Origin of the sequence: Pseudomonas mohnii, assembly GCF_900105115.1 — a bacterium.
Taxonomy (GTDB): Bacteria; Pseudomonadota; Gammaproteobacteria; order Pseudomonadales; family Pseudomonadaceae; genus Aquipseudomonas; species Aquipseudomonas mohnii.
In genome coordinates, this window is sequence record NZ_FNRV01000001.1 from 5642983 (window position 1) to 5660920 (window position 17938).

16 protein-coding genes are annotated in these 17938 nt (G+C 59.1%); 7 read left to right on the top strand and 9 right to left on the bottom strand.

Going from position 1 to position 17938, the window contains the following annotated elements:
* Positions 1-5: 5 nt before the first annotated feature.
* From hflD to BLV61_RS26370, 4 genes are all read right to left on the bottom strand, one after another.
* Complete coding sequence (hflD, locus tag BLV61_RS26355) at positions 6-629, bottom strand: high frequency lysogenization protein HflD (protein ID WP_090468415.1); 624 nt, start codon at positions 627-629, stop codon at positions 6-8.
* Positions 626-1771: a tRNA 2-thiouridine(34) synthase MnmA gene (gene mnmA, locus BLV61_RS26360; RefSeq protein ID WP_090468417.1), complete on the bottom strand. Its 1146-nt coding sequence runs from the start codon at positions 1769-1771 to the stop codon at positions 626-628. Before mnmA ends, hflD begins: the two co-directional genes overlap by 4 nt.
* A 59-nt stretch (positions 1772-1830) precedes the next feature.
* A complete protein-coding gene (locus tag BLV61_RS26365; RefSeq protein WP_090468419.1) occupies positions 1831-2277 on the bottom strand; it encodes an NUDIX hydrolase in 447 nt (148 codons plus the stop codon).
* A gap of 142 nt (positions 2278-2419) precedes the next feature.
* The gene (locus BLV61_RS26370; RefSeq protein WP_090468422.1) at positions 2420-4645 is read right to left on the bottom strand and encodes an NADP-dependent isocitrate dehydrogenase; all 2226 of its coding nucleotides are present in this window, start codon (positions 4643-4645) and stop codon (positions 2420-2422) included.
* 493 nt (positions 4646-5138) lie between these two features.
* Between BLV61_RS26370 and icd the strand changes: the two genes are divergently transcribed.
* Positions 5139-6395, top strand: coding sequence for an NADP-dependent isocitrate dehydrogenase (gene icd, locus BLV61_RS26375; RefSeq protein WP_047527687.1), 1257 nt, complete (start codon positions 5139-5141; stop codon positions 6393-6395).
* A gap of 67 nt (positions 6396-6462) precedes the next feature.
* On the opposite strand, the gene cspD is transcribed toward icd, so the two are convergent.
* Entirely contained in the window at positions 6463-6732 is a 270-nt protein-coding gene (cspD, locus tag BLV61_RS31890) for a cold shock domain-containing protein CspD (RefSeq protein ID WP_047527689.1), read from the bottom strand.
* A 224-nt stretch (positions 6733-6956) separates the two neighbouring features.
* On the opposite strand from cspD, the gene clpS reads away from it, so the two are divergent.
* Both clpS and clpA read left to right on the top strand, forming a co-directional pair.
* Positions 6957-7319: an ATP-dependent Clp protease adapter ClpS gene (gene clpS / locus BLV61_RS26385; protein WP_015094394.1), complete on the top strand. Its 363-nt coding sequence runs from the start codon at positions 6957-6959 to the stop codon at positions 7317-7319.
* Positions 7320-7349: 30 nt separating this feature from the next.
* Positions 7350-9620, top strand: a complete 2271-nt coding sequence (gene clpA / locus BLV61_RS26390; protein WP_047527693.1) for an ATP-dependent Clp protease ATP-binding subunit ClpA — start codon at positions 7350-7352, stop codon at positions 9618-9620.
* 235 nt (positions 9621-9855) lie between these two features.
* Here clpA and infA read toward each other — a convergent pair whose 3' ends face one another.
* From infA to trxB, 4 genes are all read right to left on the bottom strand, one after another.
* On the bottom strand, positions 9856-10074 hold the full coding sequence (gene infA, locus BLV61_RS26395; protein ID WP_002553999.1) for a translation initiation factor IF-1: 219 nt from the start codon (positions 10072-10074) through the stop codon (positions 9856-9858).
* A 111-nt stretch (positions 10075-10185) separates the two neighbouring features.
* Entirely contained in the window at positions 10186-10893 is a 708-nt protein-coding gene (locus BLV61_RS26400) for an arginyltransferase (RefSeq protein ID WP_047527699.1), read from the bottom strand.
* A gap of 68 nt (positions 10894-10961) precedes the next feature.
* A complete protein-coding gene (aat, locus tag BLV61_RS26405) occupies positions 10962-11642 on the bottom strand; it encodes a leucyl/phenylalanyl-tRNA--protein transferase (protein ID WP_090468424.1) in 681 nt (226 codons plus the stop codon).
* A 64-nt stretch (positions 11643-11706) separates the two neighbouring features.
* Entirely contained in the window at positions 11707-12666 is a 960-nt protein-coding gene (gene trxB / locus BLV61_RS26410; protein WP_090468426.1) for a thioredoxin-disulfide reductase, read from the bottom strand.
* A gap of 318 nt (positions 12667-12984) precedes the next feature.
* Here trxB and BLV61_RS26415 point away from each other — a divergent pair, with 318 nt between their 5' ends.
* From BLV61_RS26415 to crcB, 4 genes are all read left to right on the top strand, one after another.
* Complete coding sequence (locus BLV61_RS26415) at positions 12985-15396, top strand: DNA translocase FtsK (RefSeq protein WP_081997843.1); 2412 nt, start codon at positions 12985-12987, stop codon at positions 15394-15396.
* 66 nt (positions 15397-15462) lie between these two features.
* The gene (gene lolA, locus BLV61_RS26420; protein WP_047527704.1) at positions 15463-16083 is read left to right on the top strand and encodes an outer membrane lipoprotein periplasmic chaperone LolA; all 621 of its coding nucleotides are present in this window, start codon (positions 15463-15465) and stop codon (positions 16081-16083) included.
* A gap of 150 nt (positions 16084-16233) precedes the next feature.
* Positions 16234-17556 carry a replication-associated recombination protein A gene (locus tag BLV61_RS26425; protein ID WP_047527705.1) on the top strand — a complete coding sequence of 441 codons (1323 nt, stop codon included), beginning with the start codon at positions 16234-16236 and terminating at the stop codon, positions 17554-17556.
* Complete coding sequence (gene crcB / locus BLV61_RS26430; RefSeq protein WP_047527706.1) at positions 17556-17930, top strand: fluoride efflux transporter CrcB; 375 nt, start codon at positions 17556-17558, stop codon at positions 17928-17930. Before BLV61_RS26425 ends, crcB begins: the two co-directional genes overlap by 1 nt.
* Positions 17931-17938 lie beyond the last annotated feature (8 nt).

Genomic DNA, 17938 nt, shown 5'->3' on the forward strand with positions numbered 1-17938 from the left:
ACGCCTCAGCTGGCGCGCATCAACGGATAAAGCTCTTTCAGCAATTTGCGTCGGCTGATCACCAACTGCCAGCGATGGCCGCCCAGCTGCCGCCACAGGCGTGCCGAGCGAATGCCGGCCAGCAATAGCGCGCGAATTTTCGACGCGTTGCTCGGTTGCTGCAGGTTGCGCATGTCGCCGTGGACCTGGATGCGTTGGCGCAAGGTGCTCAGGGTGTCCTGGTACAGCGCGCCACACGCGGCGATCACGTTTTCATGGGCCGGGCCGAAGTGTTCGACCTGGGACTGAATCTGGGGCAGGCGTTTGCCGATGATGTCCAGCATGTCGCTGCGCTTGGCCAGTTGGCGCTCAAGGCCGAGCATGGCGAGCGCGTAGCGCAGCGGTTCGCGCTGCAGGGCGCTCGGATCGCGTTCCAGGGCGCCGATCAAGGCGCGATAGCCTTCGCGCAGATTGATATCGTCGCCGCCGTAGACTTCCAGGGTGTCCTTGGGGTCGCGGATCAGCAGGCTACCCAGCATGCAGGTCAGGCCGGCCTCGTTGGTCTGGCCGGTCTTGGCAATTTTATCGACCAGCACGGCGGCGAGAAACACGCCGCCCAGTGCCGTCAGTTGCTCCTGGGTCGGGCTCATTGGGGCTGCCCTTTGCCGGTGCTCTTGCTGGTCCAGGGTTCCGCCACTTCGATCACTCCGCCACCCAGGCAGATTTCACCGTCATAGAACACCACGGACTGGCCCGGAGTGACCGCGCGTTGCGGGTCGTCAAACGTGGCGCGGTAACCGGTGGCGGTTTTTTCCAGGGTGCAGCGCTGGTCGCTCTGGCGATAGCGGACCTTGGCGGTCAGTCTGCGCGGCTCGCTCAGGTCGATCGGATTGACCCAGTAGATGTCCGAAGCGAGCAGGGCGCGGGAGAACAACCATGGGTGGTCATTGCCCTGGCCGACGATCAGTTCGTTATGTTCCAGGTCCTTGATCAGCACGTACCACGGCTCGTCGCTGGCGTCTTTCAAGCCGCCGATGCCCAGGCCCTGGCGCTGGCCGATGGTGTGATACATCAGGCCGTGGTGGCGGCCGATGACTTCACCTTCGGTGGTCTTGATCTCGCCCGGTTGTGCCGGCAGGTACTGCTTGAGGAAGTCGCTGAAGCGACGTTCGCCGATAAAGCAGATCCCGGTGGAGTCTTTTTTCTTCGCGGTTGCCAGTTCGTATTTCTCGGCAATCGCGCGTACTTCCGGCTTTTCCAGCTCGCCGACCGGGAACAGGGTCTTGGCGATCTGTTCGCCGCCGACGGCGTGCAGGAAGTAGCTCTGGTCCTTGTTCGCGTCCAGGCCCTTGAGCAATTCGGTACGACCGTCGATGTCACGGCGGCGCACGTAGTGGCCGGTGGCGATCAGGTCGGCGCCCAGCATCATGGCGTAGTCGAGGAACGCCTTGAACTTGATTTCGCGGTTGCACAGGATGTCCGGGTTCGGCGTGCGGCCGGCCTTGTATTCGGCCAGGAAGTGCTCGAAGACGTTGTCCCAGTACTCGGCGGCGAAGTTGGCGGTGTGCAGCTTGATTCCGATCTTGTCGCACACAGCCTGGGCATCCGCCAGGTCATCCATGGCGGTGCAGTATTCCGTTCCATCGTCTTCTTCCCAGTTCTTCATGAACAGGCCTTCCACCTCATAACCCTGCTCGATCAGCAGGAGGGCGGAAACGGAAGAGTCCACGCCGCCGGACATGCCGACAATGACGCGCTTCTTTTGTGTGTCAGAAGGGGCTGGATCACGCATAGGGATTCAATGAGTGTCTTGAAAAAGGACGCGATTCTAACAGGCTGGAGCCCGCAAGGCTAAAGAGAAGGGCGGATCAATTCGAGACCGAAGTGTTTGCCGTCCAGATAGTCGTCGATACAGCGGATAATCAGCTCGCTGCGCCAGCTGTCCCTCTGCTCGATTAATTCGTCGCGGGTCAACCACTTGGCGCCGACGATACCGTCGTCCAGCTGGTAGTCCGGGTGGTGTTTGAGCGGCTTGGCGATGAAGCAGACCCGTTGGTAGGTCACGCCGTTGCTGGGTGCGGTATAGAGATAAATGCCCAGCACACCGGTCGGCTCGACGTCCCAGCCGGTTTCCTCGAGGGTTTCGCGCACGGCGGCCTCGGTCAGGGTTTCGTTCGGGTCGAGGTGGCCGGCGGGCTGGTTGAGCACCACGCGTCCGTGCTTGAGTTCCTCGACCATCAGGAAGCGGCCGTTGTCTTCTACGATGGTGGCGACGGTGATGTGGGGTTGCCAGTCCATGAAATGCCCTCAATTTTCAAAAGTTGAAACACTATCCCTGTGGGAGCTGGCAGGCCAGCTCCCACAGGGTTTTGAGTCGATCATAAATCCCAAAAACACAAACCCCGGCACGGGGCCGGGGTTTGTGATGTTCCTTGCAGCCTTAAACCAGCGCAGCAATCGCCGCGTTGAACGTGGCGCTCGGACGCATGGCCTTGCTGATCAGATCGGCATTGGCGTGGTAGTAACCGCCGATGTCCACTGGTTTGCCCTGAACGGCATTGAGCTCGGCAACGATGGTTGCTTCGTTCTCGGTCAGGGTTTTGGCCAGGGTCGCGAACTGCGCTTGCAGGGCCTTGTCTTCGGTCTGGGCAGCCAGGGCTTGAGCCCAGTACAGCGCCAGGTAGAAGTGGCTGCCGCGGTTGTCGATGTTGCCGACTTTGCGCGATGGCGACTTGTTGTTGTCCAGGAACTGGCCGGTGGCCTGGTCCAGGGTCTTGGCCAGAACCAGCGCCTTGGGATTGTTGTAGGTCGCGCCCAGGTGTTCCAGGGACGCAGCCAGTGCCAGGAATTCACCCAGCGAGTCCCAGCGCAAGAAGTTTTCTTCCAGCAGCTGTTGAACGTGCTTCGGTGCGGAACCGCCAGCGCCGGTTTCGAACAGGCCGCCGCCCTTCATCAGCGGAACGATCGACAGCATCTTGGCGCTGGTGCCCAGTTCCATGATCGGGAACAGGTCGGTCAGGTAGTCGCGCAAAACGTTGCCGGTCACCGAGATGGTGTCCTTGCCTTCGCGGGTGCGCTTGAGGGTGTACTTCATCGCGTCGACTGGCGCCATGATCTGGATGTCCAGACCGGTTGTGTCGTGATCCTTCAGGTAAGCCTGAACTTTCTCGATCACTACGCCGTCGTGAGCGCGCATCGGGTCCAGCCAGAAGATCGCTGGTGTGTTGCTTGCGCGGGCACGGTTGACGGCCAGTTTGACCCAGTCCTGGATCGGCGCGTCTTTGGCCTGGCACATGCGGAAGATATCGCCGGCTTCAACCGGTTGTTCCAGCAGCAGGGTGCCTTTGGTGTCGGTCACACGGACAACACCGTTGGTCTTGATCTGGAAAGTCTTGTCGTGGGAACCGTACTCTTCGGCTTTTTGCGCCATCAGGCCAACGTTCGGCACGCTGCCCATGGTGGTTGGATCGAAAGCGCCATTGGCCTTGCAGTCTTCGATCACTGCCTGGTAGATGGTGGCGTAGCAGCGATCCGGAATCACGGCCTTGGTGTCGTGCAGCTGGCCGTCGGTGCCCCACATTTTGCCGGAGTCACGGATCATGGCTGGCATCGAGGCGTCGACGATGACGTCGCTCGGCACGTGCAGGTTGGTGATGCCTTTGTCGGAGTTGACCATCGCCAGCGATGGGCGAACAGCGTAGACCGCTTGAATGTCTGCTTCGATATGGGCTTGTTGCTCGGCGGGCAGGGCCTTGATGCGAGCGTACAGGTCGCCGATGCCGTTGTTCAGGTTAAAGCCGATCTGCGCCAGCACGTCAGCGTGCTTGGCCAGTGCGTCTTTATAGAACTCGGCAACGATCTGGCCGAACATGATCGGGTCGGAAACCTTCATCATGGTCGCTTTCAGGTGAACCGACAGCAGCACGCCTTTGGCTTTGGCGTCTTCGATCTCGGCAGCGATGAAGCTGCGCAGAGCGTTTTTGCTCATGACCGCGCAATCGATGATCTCACCGGCTTGCACGGTGGTTTTTTCTTTCAGGACGGTGGTGGTGCCGTCTTGAGCGATCAGTTCGATTTTCACAGCGCCAGCGGCGTCGATCAGGGCAGCTTTTTCGCTGCCGTAGAAATCGCCGGTGGTCATGTGCGCGACATGGGATTTGGAGTCAGCAGCCCAGACACCCATTTTGTGCGGGTGCTTGCGCGCATAGTTCTTGACTGACAGCGGAGCGCGACGGTCGGAGTTGCCTTCGCGCAGGACCGGGTTCACGGCGCTGCCCTTGATCTTGTCGTAACGGGCCTTGGCTTCTTTGTCGGCTTCGGTGGTCACGGTTTCCGGGTAGTCCGGCAGTGCGTAGCCCTGGGCCTGCAGCTCTTTGATCGCGGCCTGCAGTTGCGGAACCGAGGCGCTGATGTTCGGCAGCTTGATGATGTTCGCTTCAGGCGTAATCGCCAGGGCGCCCAGTTCGGCGAGGTGGTCGGCTACGGCTTTGTCGCCCAATTGCTCGGGGAAGCTGGCCAGGATACGCCCTGCAAGAGAGATATCGCGGGTTTCAACGGCGATATCAGCCGAGGCGGTGAAGGCCTCTACGATAGGCAACAGTGAATAGGTGGCGAGGGCGGGAGCTTCGTCGGTGAAGGTATAGATGATCTTCGAGCGGGTGGGCATATTCGGATTAACTCTCTCTTCTTTGCTAAAGCGTGCGCAGAAACTCGAGGGCGCCGGGTAAGCGCGTTCGTTCAAAGTCATCCATGAGCCGAATATCGAGGTTTCGTTGCTGTGATGTTGGGTGCATCAGTAGAGCGACAAGCAAGCGGGCTGCGGTAACAGACCGGCTTATGCGGCGGAAAGGCTCATCATGGAGCAGTTCAGTCGTCGTGACTCTGTGGTCAGCGGGCAGCATTATACATAGGTAGCTGGCAATCTGTTGATGGTTCATACGCGACGATTGTCGTCCATTGGTCTAAAGGTCGCAGGGGCGCGTCGGGCGTAGAGTCATTCGTCGTGCTGTAGTTTGGCGCTTTTCCCTTTGCTTTCAGACTTGTAGGCCGCCAGTTGTGCAGCTTTGCGGCACGTGGATGGAACATAGGGTTTGCGCGCAGATTTAACTGGGTTACGCTCGAATGAAGCCAGATGTTCAATCCAATCAATGGAGTTCAGCATGGGTTACAAGAAGATTCAGGTTCCAGCCGTCGGCGACAAAATCACCGTCAATGCAGACCATTCTCTCAATGTTCCTAATAACCCGATCATTCCCTTCATCGAAGGCGACGGCATTGGGGTTGATATCAGCCCCGTCATGATCAAGGTTGTCGATGCTGCCGTGAAGAAGGCTTACGGTGGCGAGCGCAAGATTTCCTGGATGGAAGTGTACGCCGGGGAAAAAGCGACTCAGGTTTACGACCAGGACACCTGGCTGCCCCAGGAAACCCTGGACGCGGTCAAGGACTACGTGGTTTCCATCAAGGGTCCGCTGACTACCCCGGTCGGTGGTGGCATTCGTTCGCTGAACGTGGCGCTGCGTCAACAACTCGATCTCTATGTCTGCCTGCGTCCGGTGCGCTGGTTCGAAGGCGTGCCGAGCCCGGTCAAGAAGCCTGGCGACGTCGACATGACGATCTTCCGCGAGAACTCCGAAGACATCTATGCCGGTATCGAGTGGAAGGCCGGTTCGGCCGAGGCCACCAAAGTCATCAAATTCCTTAAAGAAGAAATGGGCGTTACCAAGATCCGTTTCGACGAAAACTGCGGTATCGGCATCAAGCCGGTTTCCCTGCAGGGAACCAAGCGTCTGGCGCGCAAGGCGCTGCAATATGTGGTCGATAATGACCGCGATTCGCTGACCATCGTGCACAAAGGCAACATCATGAAGTTCACCGAAGGTGCCTTCAAGGAATGGGCCTACGAAGTGGCCGCCGAAGAGTTCGGCGCGACCCTGCTCGATGGTGGTCCGTGGATGCAGTTCAAGAACCCTAAAACCGGCAAGAACGTCATCGTCAAGGATGCCATCGCCGATGCCATGCTCCAGCAGATCCTGCTGCGCCCGGCCGAGTACGATGTCATCGCGACCCTGAACCTGAACGGCGACTACCTCTCCGACGCCCTGGCGGCGGAAGTGGGCGGTATCGGTATCGCGCCAGGCGCCAACCTGTCCGACACCGTGGCGATGTTCGAAGCCACCCACGGTACTGCGCCGAAGTACGCCGGCAAGGACCAGGTCAACCCGGGTTCGTTGATTCTGTCCGCTGAAATGATGTTGCGCCACATGGGCTGGACCGAAGCGGCTGACCTGATCATCAAAGGCACCAACGGCGCGATTTCCGCCAAAACCGTGACCTACGACTTCGAACGCCTGATGGACGGCGCCACGCTGCTTTCGTCTTCGGCCTTCGGCGATGCCCTGATCTCGCATATGTAAGCGAAACCAGGTTGCAAAAAAATACGCCCGGCTCAATTGATCCGGGCGTTTTTCATGGCCGGGGCGGTCAGCTCAGAGCTGTGCCGTGGGTGCTGGTGGAGGCGGTGGTGGCAGTCGCGGTGGTGGTTTTGGCCAGGGCGTCGTTGATCTCGACCGCATGCAGCCCCTTGGGCCCCTGGATGATGTTGAAGGTCACAGCCTGTCCGGCCTTCAGGGTTTTATAGCCATCCATTTTGATGGCCGAGTAGTGGGCAAACAGATCTTCTGTCTTGCCGTCCTCGTTGATGAAGCCGTAACCCTTGGCGTTGTTGAACCACTTGACCTTGCCGACTGCCATACACATATCCCTCTGCAACAGACTCCATCACTGGAGTATCATCCAGTTCATCCGCAGTCGCTTTTTAGAAAAAAGTTGACTCCGCGGACCTTTTTTACCCACTGTGGGCTCTATTGGTTGTAACACCGTTTTGCTGATAGTCAAGGTGACCCGGCAGTCGGAGTTGAAATTGGCCATAGCTGCCCCCACCACTGTATTTGCACAACTGACGAACCTTTCTTTCCATGCATGCAATCAGCCAGATTCGACTAACATTCAATCAGGATCGCCCTGATTTACACGACGACGATTCCGCAGGCATTGCTGTTCAGGAGGCCAAGCCTGCTCTACAGGCGCCGCCGATGTACAAGGTGGTTTTGTTCAATGATGACTACACACCGATGGATTTCGTCGTCGAAGTGCTCGAGGTGTTTTTTAACCTGAATCGCGAGCTGGCGACCAAGGTCATGCTGGCCGTCCATACAGAAGGGCGGGCAGTATGTGGAGTGTTTACCCGCGACATCGCCGAGACCAAGGCCATGCAGGTCAACCAGTACGCCAGGGAAAGCCAGCATCCGCTACTCTGTGAAATCGAGAAGGACGGTTAATCGCCGGACACTTGGGTATGAGGTGAAGCTATGTTAAACCGCGAGCTCGAAGTCACCCTCAATCTTGCCTTCAAGGAGGCCCGTTCGAAGCGTCATGAATTCATGACCGTCGAGCATCTCCTGCTGGCCCTATTGGACAATGAGGCTGCCGCCACCGTATTGCGTGCCTGCGGCGCAAACCTCGACAAACTCAAGCACGACCTGCAGGAGTTCATTGACTCCACCACGCCGTTGATCCCCGTGCATGACGAGGACCGCGAAACCCAGCCAACCCTGGGCTTCCAGCGTGTACTGCAACGTGCTGTGTTTCATGTACAGAGCTCGGGCAAACGTGAAGTGACTGGCGCCAACGTGCTGGTCGCGATCTTCAGTGAGCAAGAGAGTCAGGCAGTGTTCCTGCTGAAACAGCAGAGCGTTGCCCGTATCGATGTCGTCAACTACATCGCCCATGGCATTTCCAAGGTGCCAGGGCATGGCGATCACTCTGAGGGTGAGCAAGATATGCAGGACGACGAGGGCGGTGAGTCTTCTTCTTCAGGCAACCCACTGGATGCTTATGCCAGTAACCTCAACGAACTCGCGCGCCAGGGTCGTATCGATCCGTTGGTCGGTCGTGAGCTGGAAGTCGAGCGCGTTGCGCAGATCCTGGCGCGTCGTCGCAAAAACAATCCACTGCTGGTAGGCGAGGCGGGCGTGGGTAAAACCGCGATTGCCGAAGGTCTGGCCAAGCGCATTGTCGACAACCAGGTACCGGACCTGCTGGCCAACAGCGTGGTTTACTCCCTCGATCTGGGTGCCTTGCTGGCCGGGACCAAATATCGCGGTGATTTCGAGAAGCGCTTCAAGGCGTTGCTCAATGAACTGAAAAAACGTCCACAGGCAATCCTGTTCATCGACGAGATCCACACCATCATCGGTGCGGGTGCAGCGTCCGGTGGCGTCATGGACGCTTCGAACCTGCTCAAGCCGCTGCTGTCGTCGGGTGATATCCGTTGCATCGGTTCGACGACCTTCCAGGAGTTCCGCGGCATCTTCGAGAAGGACCGTGCCTTGGCTCGGCGCTTCCAGAAGGTCGATGTGTCCGAGCCTTCGGTGGAAGACACCATCGGTATCCTGCGCGGCCTGAAAGGGCGTTTCGAGACCCATCACAATATCGAATACAGTGATGAAGCCCTGCGCGCCGCTGCCGAACTGGCCTCGCGCTACATCAATGACCGGCACATGCCGGACAAGGCCATCGACGTCATCGACGAGGCGGGTGCCTACCAGCGCCTGCAGCCGATCGAGAAGCGCGTAAAACGCATCGAGGTGGCTCAGGTCGAGGACATCGTCGCGAAAATCGCGCGGATTCCGCCAAAACACGTCACCAGTTCCGACAAGGAACTGCTGCGTAACCTTGAGCGTGACCTGAAATTGACGGTGTTTGGTCAGGATGCCGCGATCGACTCCCTGGCGACCGCGATCAAACTGTCCCGTGCCGGACTCAAGTCGCCTGACAAGCCTGTCGGTTCGTTCCTGTTCGCCGGTCCTACCGGTGTCGGTAAAACCGAAGCGGCGCGTCAGCTCGCCAAGGCGTTGGGTGTCGAGCTGGTTCGTTTCGACATGTCCGAGTACATGGAGCGCCACACCGTGTCGCGTCTGATCGGTGCGCCTCCGGGCTACGTCGGGTTCGATCAGGGCGGTCTGCTGACCGAAGCCATTACCAAGCAGCCTCACTGCGTGCTGTTGCTCGATGAAATCGAGAAAGCGCATCCGGAAGTCTTCAACCTGCTGCTGCAGGTCATGGATCACGGTACGTTGACCGATAACAACGGGCGCAAGGCGGATTTCCGTAACGTGATCGTCATCATGACGACCAACGCCGGTGCCGAGACCGCAGCCCGTGCCTCGATCGGTTTCACCTATCAGGATCACTCTTCCGATGCGATGGAAGTGATCAAGAAAAGCTTCACGCCGGAATTCCGCAACCGCCTGGACACCATCATTCAGTTTGGTCGCCTCAGTCACGAGGTTATCAAGAGCGTGGTGGACAAGTTCCTCATCGAGCTTCAGGCGCAGCTGGAAGACAAGCGTGTGCTGTTGGAGGTTTCCGATGCGGCCCGCAGCTGGCTGGCGGCCGGTGGTTACGACGCAGCAATGGGTGCTCGACCAATGGCTCGCCTGATCCAGGACAAGATCAAGCGTCCGCTGGCAGAGGAGATTCTCTTTGGCGAACTGGCCGAACATGGCGGTGTGGTGCACATCGACATCAAGGACGGCGAGCTGACCTTCGAGTTCGAGACCACGGCCGAAATGGCCTGACGTTAAACCGCTGCAAAGCAAAAAGGCGCCGATTGGCGCCTTTTTGCTGTCTGTCAGATGTGCGCCTGCCCCCTGTGGGAGCGAGCCTGCTCGCGAATGCGTTATATCAGTGAAAGAGATGCTGGCTGACACGACGCTTTCGCGAGCAGGCTCGCTCCCACATTGGTTGCGGTGGGCTTCAAATTTCGGACATACAAAAACGCCCGGCATAGCCGGGCGTTTTGTATTGACTTGATTAGCGAGCGCGGTAAGTGATGCGCCCTTTGCTCAAGTCATAGGGCGTCAGCTCGACGCGCACTTTGTCACCGGTAAGAATACGGATGTAGTTCTTGCGCATCTTGCCGGAGATATGCGCGGTTACGACGTGCCCATTTTCCAACTCCACACGAAACATGGTGTTGGGCAGGGTGTCGACGACAGTGCCTTCCATTTCGAAGCTGTCTTCTTTCGACATGCAGTAAAGCCCTCGGTGTCCAATGAATGGCCCGGTGCAACTGCGCCAGGCAAAAGCGGCGTGCATTGTGCCCGAAAAGTGGGGTTCAAGCCAAGGGGTTTAGGCCGTGCTCTAGTTCAGGGCAACCCAACGCTGGTTAATCAGCAGTTCAATGGGTCGATATTGCGTCTTGTAGCTCATTTTTTTGCAGTTCTTGATCCAGTAACCCAGGTAGACTGCGTCCAGCCCCAGGCGCCGGGCCTCGCCAATCTGCCACAGGATCGCGAAACGCCCCAGGCTTCGGCGGTCTTCTGCAGGCTCATAGAAGGTGTAGACCGCCGACAGACCGTTCGGCAGAAGGTCAGTGACAGCGATGGCTAGCAGCCGCCCGTCGAGGCGAAATTCATAGAAGCGCGAGAAAGGCAGGTCACGTACCAGGAATGTCGAAAATTGATCGCGACTCGGCGGATACATGTCGCCATCGGCATGACGCTGTTCGATATAGCGCTGGTAAAGGTCGAAATACTCTTCGCTGAAGCCTGGTTTTGCCGGGCGTACCTGCAAGTCGGCATTGCGTTTGAAAATGCGCTTCTGCTGACGGTTGGGGGTGAATTGTCCTACAGGGATGCGTGCAGGCACGCACGCATTGCAGTTTTGACAATGCGGCCGATAGAGGTGATCGCCACTGCGACGAAAACCCATTTCCGACAGGTCCGCATAGACATGCACATCCATGGGCTGGCTAGGATCGAGGAACAGGGTTGTAGCCTGCTCCTCTGGCAGATAACTGCAAGAGTGGGGCTGAGTGGCATAGAACTTCAAGCGCGCCAACTCGGTCATGATCAACCCTCGGGATAAACTTTTAATTAGGGGCGTCTCTAAGTGTAAGCCACGCGCGCGAAAGTCGCTCAGCAAACCCAGGTCGCACGGCTGGGCTGGTCCAGGTACTGCGACAGATAGCCGGCAAACGCGCTGCGGGGAATCGCTCGCGCACCGAGGCTATGCAGGTGGTCGGTCGGCATCTGGCAATCGATCAGCACGAAACCCCATTCTTTCAGGTGTTGCACCAAGGTGGCAAAGCCATACTTGGAGGCGTTGTCGGCGCGACTGAACATGGACTCGCCGAAAAACAACCGACCCATTGCCAGGCCGTACAGCCCGCCAACCAGTTCACCCTGATCCCAGACCTCCACCGAATGCGCATAACCGCGCTTGTGCAGCTCCAGATAGGCGTCCTGCATGGCTTGCGTGATCCAGGTGCCATCGGCGTAGTCGCGCGGTGCTGCGCAGGCACGGATGACGGCGGCAAAATCCTGGTCGAAGGTCACCTGATAGCGTTGTTGGCGCAGCAATTTGTTCAGACTGCGCGAGACGTGCAGTTCGTCGGGAAAAAGCACGGTGCGCGGGTCCGGCGACCACCAGAGAATCGGCTGTCCTTCCGAGAACCAGGGAAAGCAACCGTGCCGGTACGCCCGGATCAGCCGGTCGGCGGACAGATCGCCGCCGGCGGCCAGCAGACCGTTGGGGTCGCGCATGGCTTTATCCAGCGGCGGGAACGTCAGGGTATTGCGTTGTAACCAAGTCAGCATGGCGTCCGGGCTTGCAGAGAGGGGAGGGCAGTGGCGGATTGTCGATCCGCCACTTAGTGTGCCGTCAAACGACGGGAATGTCGTCGAGGTATTTTTCCGCGTCCAGTGCCGCCATGCAGCCGGCTCCGGCCGAAGTGACGGCCTGGCGATAGACATGGTCGGCCACATCGCCGGCGGCAAATACGCCAGCGATGGCCGTCGCTGTGGCGTCGCCTTCGCTGCCACCCTTGACCAGCAGGTAGCCGTCACGCATTTCCAGCTGGCCGGTGAAAAGGTCGGTGTTGGGCTTGTGGCCGATGGCAATGAACACGCCAGCGAGCGGCAGCTCCTGGGTGGCTCCGGTGTGGCTGTCACGCAGGCGCGCACCGGTGACGCCACTGGCATCGCCCAACACTTCATCCAGATGCTGGTTCCAGTGCAGGCGGATATTGCCATTGGCGGCTTTCTCGAAGAGTTTGTCCTGAAGGATCTTCTCCGAGCGCAACTTGTCCCGACGGTGAATCAGATGCACTTCCCTGGCAATGTTGGACAGGTACAACGCTTCTTCAACCGCCGTATTGCCGCCACCGATCACGGCGACGACCTGATTGCGATAGAAGAAGCCGTCGCAAGTCGCGCAAGCCGAAACCCCTTTGCCGGCAAACGTTTCTTCCGAGGGCAGACCCAGGTATTGCGCGGAGGCTCCGGTGGCAATAATCAGCGCATCGCACGTGTAGGTTCCGCTGTCTCCCGTGAGTTCAAACGGGCGCTGTTGCAACTTGGCCGTGTGGATGTGGTCGTAGACGATCTCTGTGTCAAAGCGTTCGGCGTGTTTTTGCATGCGCTCCATCAGGGCAGGGCCGGTGAGGCCTTCGACATCGCCGGGCCAGTTATCGACTTCGACGGTGGTGGTGAGCTGGCCACCTGCCTGTATGCCGGTAATGACAACGGGTCTGAGGTTGGCGCGGGCGGCATACACGGCTGCGCTGTAACCGGCGGGGCCGGAACCCAGAATGATCAGGCGGTGATGCTTCGCTTCGCTCATAAAAACACCTCATAAGCCTTTGTCACAAAAGAGAATGCGTGCTCAAATTGAGTCGCACGTAATGTGCTTTTGACTATGCTGCAACCTAAGGTTTCAAGCATGGCATCGGACGAACAAACCCGTACAATGCGTGGCTGTCACAGTGTCTGTAACAAAATATGCAGTGCACTTCGTATTTATAAAAACCGAGGCGCAATGTTAAAAGTAGTACTTGTTACGCCCGTTAACTTTTTACCTGCCTGGATTGGGCAGTTTTTTTGGCAGTTTTTATAGTCATTCAACAGATGGACGCGCCATAGGCGCAGGAAAAGAAGCGTTTTGAAGAAATCCACCGCAGCACCTAAACCAGCCGTCGTTCCGCTCTGGCGCCAGCATTTGCACTACCGACTCAAGGAAGGTGCATTGATCGCCATTGGTGCCTTGTGCCTGTTCCTGATGATGGCCTTGTTGACCTATGGCAAGGACGATCCGGGGTGGAGCCACAACAGCAAGATCGACGACGTACAGAATTTCGGCGGGCCGGCGGGCTCCTACAGCGCCGATATCCTGTTCATGGTGCTCGGTTATTTCGCCTACGTCTTCCCGCTGCTGCTGGCGATCAAGACCTACCAGATATTCCGTCAACGCCACGAGCCATGGCAGTGGAGCGGCTGGCTGTTTTCCTGGCGGCTGATCGGCCTGGTGTTTCTGGTGCTGTCCGGCGCTGCGTTGGCGCACATCCATTTCCATGCCGCGACCGGGTTGCCGGCCGGTGCTGGCGGCGCGCTGGGGGAAAGCCTCGGCGATCTGGCAAAGAACGCCCTGAACATCCAGGGCGGAACGCTGCTGTTCATTGCGCTGTTCCTGTTTGGCCTGACGGTGTTCACCGACCTTTCCTGGTTCAAGGTGATGGACGTCACCGGCAAGATCACCCTCGACCTTTTCGAACTGTTCCAGGGCGCGGCCAATCGCTGGTGGGCGGCCCGTACCGAGCGCAAGCAACTGGTCGCGCAGTTGCGTGAAGTCGATGATCGCGTGCATGACGTGGTCGCGCCGACCGTCACCGACAAACGCGAGCAGGCCAAGGTCAAGGAGCGCCTGATCGAACGTGAGCAGGCGCTGAGCAAGCACATGTCCGAGCGCGAGAAGCAGGTACCGCCTGTGATCGCGCCGGCCCCGGTCAAGGCGCCCGAGCCAAGCAAGCGCGTACAGAAAGAGAAACAGGCGCCGCTGTTCGTCGACAGCGCCGTGGAAGGCACCTTGCCACCGATCTCGATTCTCGACCCTGCGGAAAAGAAACAGCTCAATTACTCACCGGAGTCCCTGGCGGCGGTCGGTCACTTGCTGGAAATCAAACTCAAGGAATTCGGCGTCGAAGTTACCGTGGACTCGATCCATCCGGGTCCGGTGATCACCCGTTACGAAATCCAGCCGGCGGCCGGGGTCAAGGTCAGCCGTATCTCCAACCTGGCCAAAGACCTGGCGCGCTCCCTGGCCGTGACGAGTGTGCGGGTCGTGGAAGTGATTCCCGGCAAGACCACGGTCGGTATCGAGATCCCCAACGAAGACCGCCAGATCGTGCGTTTCTCCGAAGTGCTCTCGACGCCCGAGTACGACAATTTCAAATCGCCGGTCACCCTGGCCCTGGGCCATGACATCGGCGGCAAGCCGGTGATCACCGACCTGGCGAAAATGCCTCACCTGCTGGTGGCCGGTACCACCGGTTCCGGTAAGTCGGTGGGCGTGAACGCGATGATCCTGTCGATCCTGTTCAAGTCCGGCCCGGAAGACGCCAAGCTGATCATGATCGACCCGAAAATGCTCGAGTTGTCGATCTACGAGGGCATTCCGCACCTGCTTTGCCCGGTGGTTACCGACATGAAGGACGCCGCCAACGCCCTGCGCTGGAGCGTTGCCGAGATGGAGCGGCGCTACAAGCTGATGGCGAAGATGGGCGTGCGAAACCTGTCGGGCTTCAACGCCAAGGTCAAGGAAGCCCAGGACGCTGGCGAGCCGTTGAGCGATCCGCTGTACAAGCGCGAAAGCATCCACGACGAAGCGCCGCTGCTGCAAAAGCTGCCGACCATCGTCGTGGTCGTCGACGAGTTTGCCGACATGATGATGATCGTCGGTAAGAAGGTTGAAGAACTGATTGCCCGTATCGCGCAGAAGGCGCGAGCCGCCGGTATTCACTTGATTCTTGCGACCCAGCGTCCGTCGGTGGACGTGATCACCGGTCTGATCAAGGCCAACATCCCGACCCGCATGGCGTTCCAGGTATCGAGCAAGATCGACTCGCGCACCATCATCGACCAGGGCGGCGCCGAACAGCTGCTGGGCCACGGTGACATGCTGTACATGCCGCCGGGCACCAGCCTGCCGATTCGCGTCCACGGTGCGTTCGTTTCCGATGACGAGGTACACCGGGTGGTCGAAGCCTGGAAACTGCGTGGGGCGCCGGAGTACAACGACGACATTCTCAACGGTGTCGAAGAGGCCGGTAGCGGCTTTGAAGGCAGCAGCGGTGGTGGCGACGGCGATGATCCCGAAGCTGACGCGCTGTACGACGAGGCGGTGCAGTTCGTTCTGGAAAGCCGTCGCGCGTCCATTTCCGCGGTTCAGCGCAAGCTGAAAATCGGCTACAACCGCGCTGCGCGCATGATCGAAGCCATGGAAATGGCCGGGGTCGTGACGTCCATGAACACCAATGGCTCGCGTGAAGTCCTGGCCCCCGGCCCGGTGCGCGACTGACCTGATTTTTGAAGGACGGCGTCTTGAGGCACCGTCCGCACTCCCACGAATATTATGAGGACTCCCATGCGTCTTATCCGCATGCTGTTGCCGGTACTGGCCTTGACCACGCTCTCGGCCCACGCCGATGAAAAGGACGTGGCGCGTCTGACCCAACTGCTGGAAAAATCCCAGACCCTGACCGCACGTTTCTCCCAGTTGACCCTCGATGGTACAGGCACCCAATTGCAGGAGACGGCCGGTGAAATGTCCCTGCAACGCCCGGGATTGTTCTACTGGCACACCAATGCGCCAGCCGAACAGACCATGGTCTCCGACGGTAAGAAAGTGACCCTGTGGGACCCCGATCTGGAGCAGGCCACCATCAAGAATCTCGACCAGCGCCTGACCCAGACCCCAGCCTTGCTGCTGTCCGGTGACGTGTCCAAGATCAGCCAGAGCTTCGACATCAGCGCCAAGGAAGCCGGCGGCGTGATCGACTTCACCTTGAAGCCGAAAACCAAGGACACCCTGTTCGACAGCCTGCGTCTGTCGTTCCGCAATGGCCTGGTCAATGACATGCAATTGATTGACAGCGTCGGTCAGCGCACCAATATCCTGTTCACTGGCGTGAAGGCCAACGAGCCGATCCCGGCTTCGAAATTCAAGTTCGACATCCCCAAGGGTGCCGATGTGATCCAGGAATAAGACACAACACCCTTGTAGGCGCGAGCCTGCTCGCGATGGGCGTTAACGATAACGCTGGCGGCCTGACACCCAGCGGTGCCCTTGAGTCCATCGCGAGCAGGCTCGCTCCTACAGTGGGGACGGTGTTCAATTGAGGTTTCAGAGGTAGTGATGGACTTGTTTCGCAGTGCCCCGATTGCCCAGCCATTGGCCGCCCGTTTGCGCGCGACCAATCTGGACGAGTACGTCGGTCAGGAACACGTGCTCGCTCGCGGCAAGCCATTGCGCGAAGCCCTGGAGCAGGGTGCCCTGCATTCGATGATCTTCTGGGGGCCGCCGGGCGTGGGCAAGACCACCCTGGCGCGTCTGCTGGCGGAAGTCTCGGACGCGCACTTCGAAACGGTGTCGGCGGTGTTGGCCGGGGTCAAGGAAATCCGCCAGGCCGTGGAAATCGCCAAGCAACAGGCCGGGCAATACGGCAAGCGCACCATCCTCTTCGTCGATGAGGTTCATCGCTTCAACAAGTCGCAGCAGGATGCGTTCCTGCCGTACGTCGAAGACGGCACGCTGATTTTCATCGGCGCGACCACGGAAAACCCGTCTTTCGAACTCAATAACGCCTTGCTCTCCCGTGCCCGCGTCTACGTGCTCAAGAGCCTCGACGAAGCGGCGCTGCGCAAACTGGTGCAGCGTGCGTTGACCGAAGAGCGTGGCCTGGGCAAACGCCAGCTGACCTTGAGCGATGAAGGCTTCCAGATGTTACTGTCGGCGGCCGATGGCGATGGCCGGCGCCTGCTCAATCTGCTGGAAAACGCCTCGGACCTCGCCGAAGACAACAGCGAGATCGGCGTCGATCTGCTGCAAAGCCTGCTGGGCGATACCCGTCGGCGTTTCGACAAGGGCGGCGAAGCGTTCTATGACCAGATATCCGCGCTGCATAAATCCGTACGCGGCTCCAACCCCGATGGCGCGTTGTACTGGTTCGCGCGAATGATCGACGGCGGTTGCGATCCGCTGTATCTGGCCCGGCGCGTGGTGCGCATGGCCAGCGAAGACATCGGCAATGCCGACCCGCGTGCGCTGAGCCTGTGCCTGGCGGCGTGGGAGGTGCAGGAGCGCCTCGGCAGTCCGGAAGGCGAACTGGCGGTGGCCCAGGCCATCACCTACCTGGCCTGCGCGCCGAAAAGCAACGCGGTGTACATGGGCTTCAAGGCCGCGATGCGCAGCGCCACCGAGCACGGTTCCCTGGAAGTGCCACTGCACCTGCGCAATGCCCCGACCAAACTGATGAAACAACTGGGCTATGGCGATGAATACCGTTATGCCCACGATGAGCCGGATGCCTACGCCGCTGGCGAAGACTATTTTCCGGAAGAGCTCGAACCTCAACCCTTCTATCAGCCCGTACCACGTGGGCTGGAATTGAAGATTGGCGAGAAGCTCAATCACTTGGCGCAACTTGACCGTTTAAGCCCCCGGCAGCGGAGAAAATAGTGGTTCCCTTGATCATTGCGGTTTCCGTCGGCGGGATGGCCGGCACGCTGTTGCGCTTCGCCACCGGTAACTGGATCAACGCTAATTGGCCGCGGCACTTCTATACCGCGACGCTGGCCGTTAATATCGTCGGCTGTTTGCTGATCGGCTTTCTATACGGTCTGTTTTTGATCCGCCCGGAGGTGCCGTTCGAGGTGCGCGCCGGGCTAATCGTCGGCTTCCTCGGAGGGCTGACGACTTTTTCATCCTTTTCACTGGATACGGTGCGCCTGCTGGAAAGCGGGCAGGTGCCGCTGGCCCTGGGCTATGCTGCCATCAGCGTATTCGGCGGGCTGCTCGCCACCTGGGCTGGCCTGTCCTTGACCAAACTTTGATAACGAGA

Bases quoted from the DNA above. Each gene is read 5' to 3' on its own strand.
- BLV61_RS26365 (WP_090468419.1), bottom strand. From the start codon at position 2,277: ATGGACTGGCAACCCCACATCACCGTCGCCACCATCGTAGAAGACAAC.
- BLV61_RS26370 (WP_090468422.1), bottom strand. From the start codon at position 4,645: ATGCCCACCCGCTCGAAGATCATCTATACCTTCACCGACGAAGCTCCC.
- aat (WP_090468424.1), bottom strand. From the start codon at position 11,642: ATGCTGACTTGGTTACAACGCAATACCCTGACGTTCCCGCCGCTGGAT.
- cspD (WP_047527689.1), bottom strand. From the start codon at position 6,732: ATGGCAGTCGGCAAGGTCAAGTGGTTCAACAACGCCAAGGGTTACGGC.
- clpS (WP_015094394.1), top strand. From the start codon at position 6,957: ATGCATGCAATCAGCCAGATTCGACTAACATTCAATCAGGATCGCCCT.
- trxB (WP_090468426.1), bottom strand. From the start codon at position 12,666: ATGAGCGAAGCGAAGCATCACCGCCTGATCATTCTGGGTTCCGGCCCC.
- mnmA (WP_090468417.1), bottom strand. From the start codon at position 1,771: ATGCGTGATCCAGCCCCTTCTGACACACAAAAGAAGCGCGTCATTGTC.
- clpA (WP_047527693.1), top strand. From the start codon at position 7,350: ATGTTAAACCGCGAGCTCGAAGTCACCCTCAATCTTGCCTTCAAGGAG.
- icd (WP_047527687.1), top strand. From the start codon at position 5,139: ATGGGTTACAAGAAGATTCAGGTTCCAGCCGTCGGCGACAAAATCACC.
- hflD (WP_090468415.1), bottom strand. From the start codon at position 629: ATGAGCCCGACCCAGGAGCAACTGACGGCACTGGGCGGCGTGTTTCTC.
- lolA (WP_047527704.1), top strand. From the start codon at position 15,463: ATGCGTCTTATCCGCATGCTGTTGCCGGTACTGGCCTTGACCACGCTC.
- BLV61_RS26400 (WP_047527699.1), bottom strand. From the start codon at position 10,893: ATGACCGAGTTGGCGCGCTTGAAGTTCTATGCCACTCAGCCCCACTCT.
- infA (WP_002553999.1), bottom strand. From the start codon at position 10,074: ATGTCGAAAGAAGACAGCTTCGAAATGGAAGGCACTGTCGTCGACACC.
- BLV61_RS26425 (WP_047527705.1), top strand. From the start codon at position 16,234: ATGGACTTGTTTCGCAGTGCCCCGATTGCCCAGCCATTGGCCGCCCGT.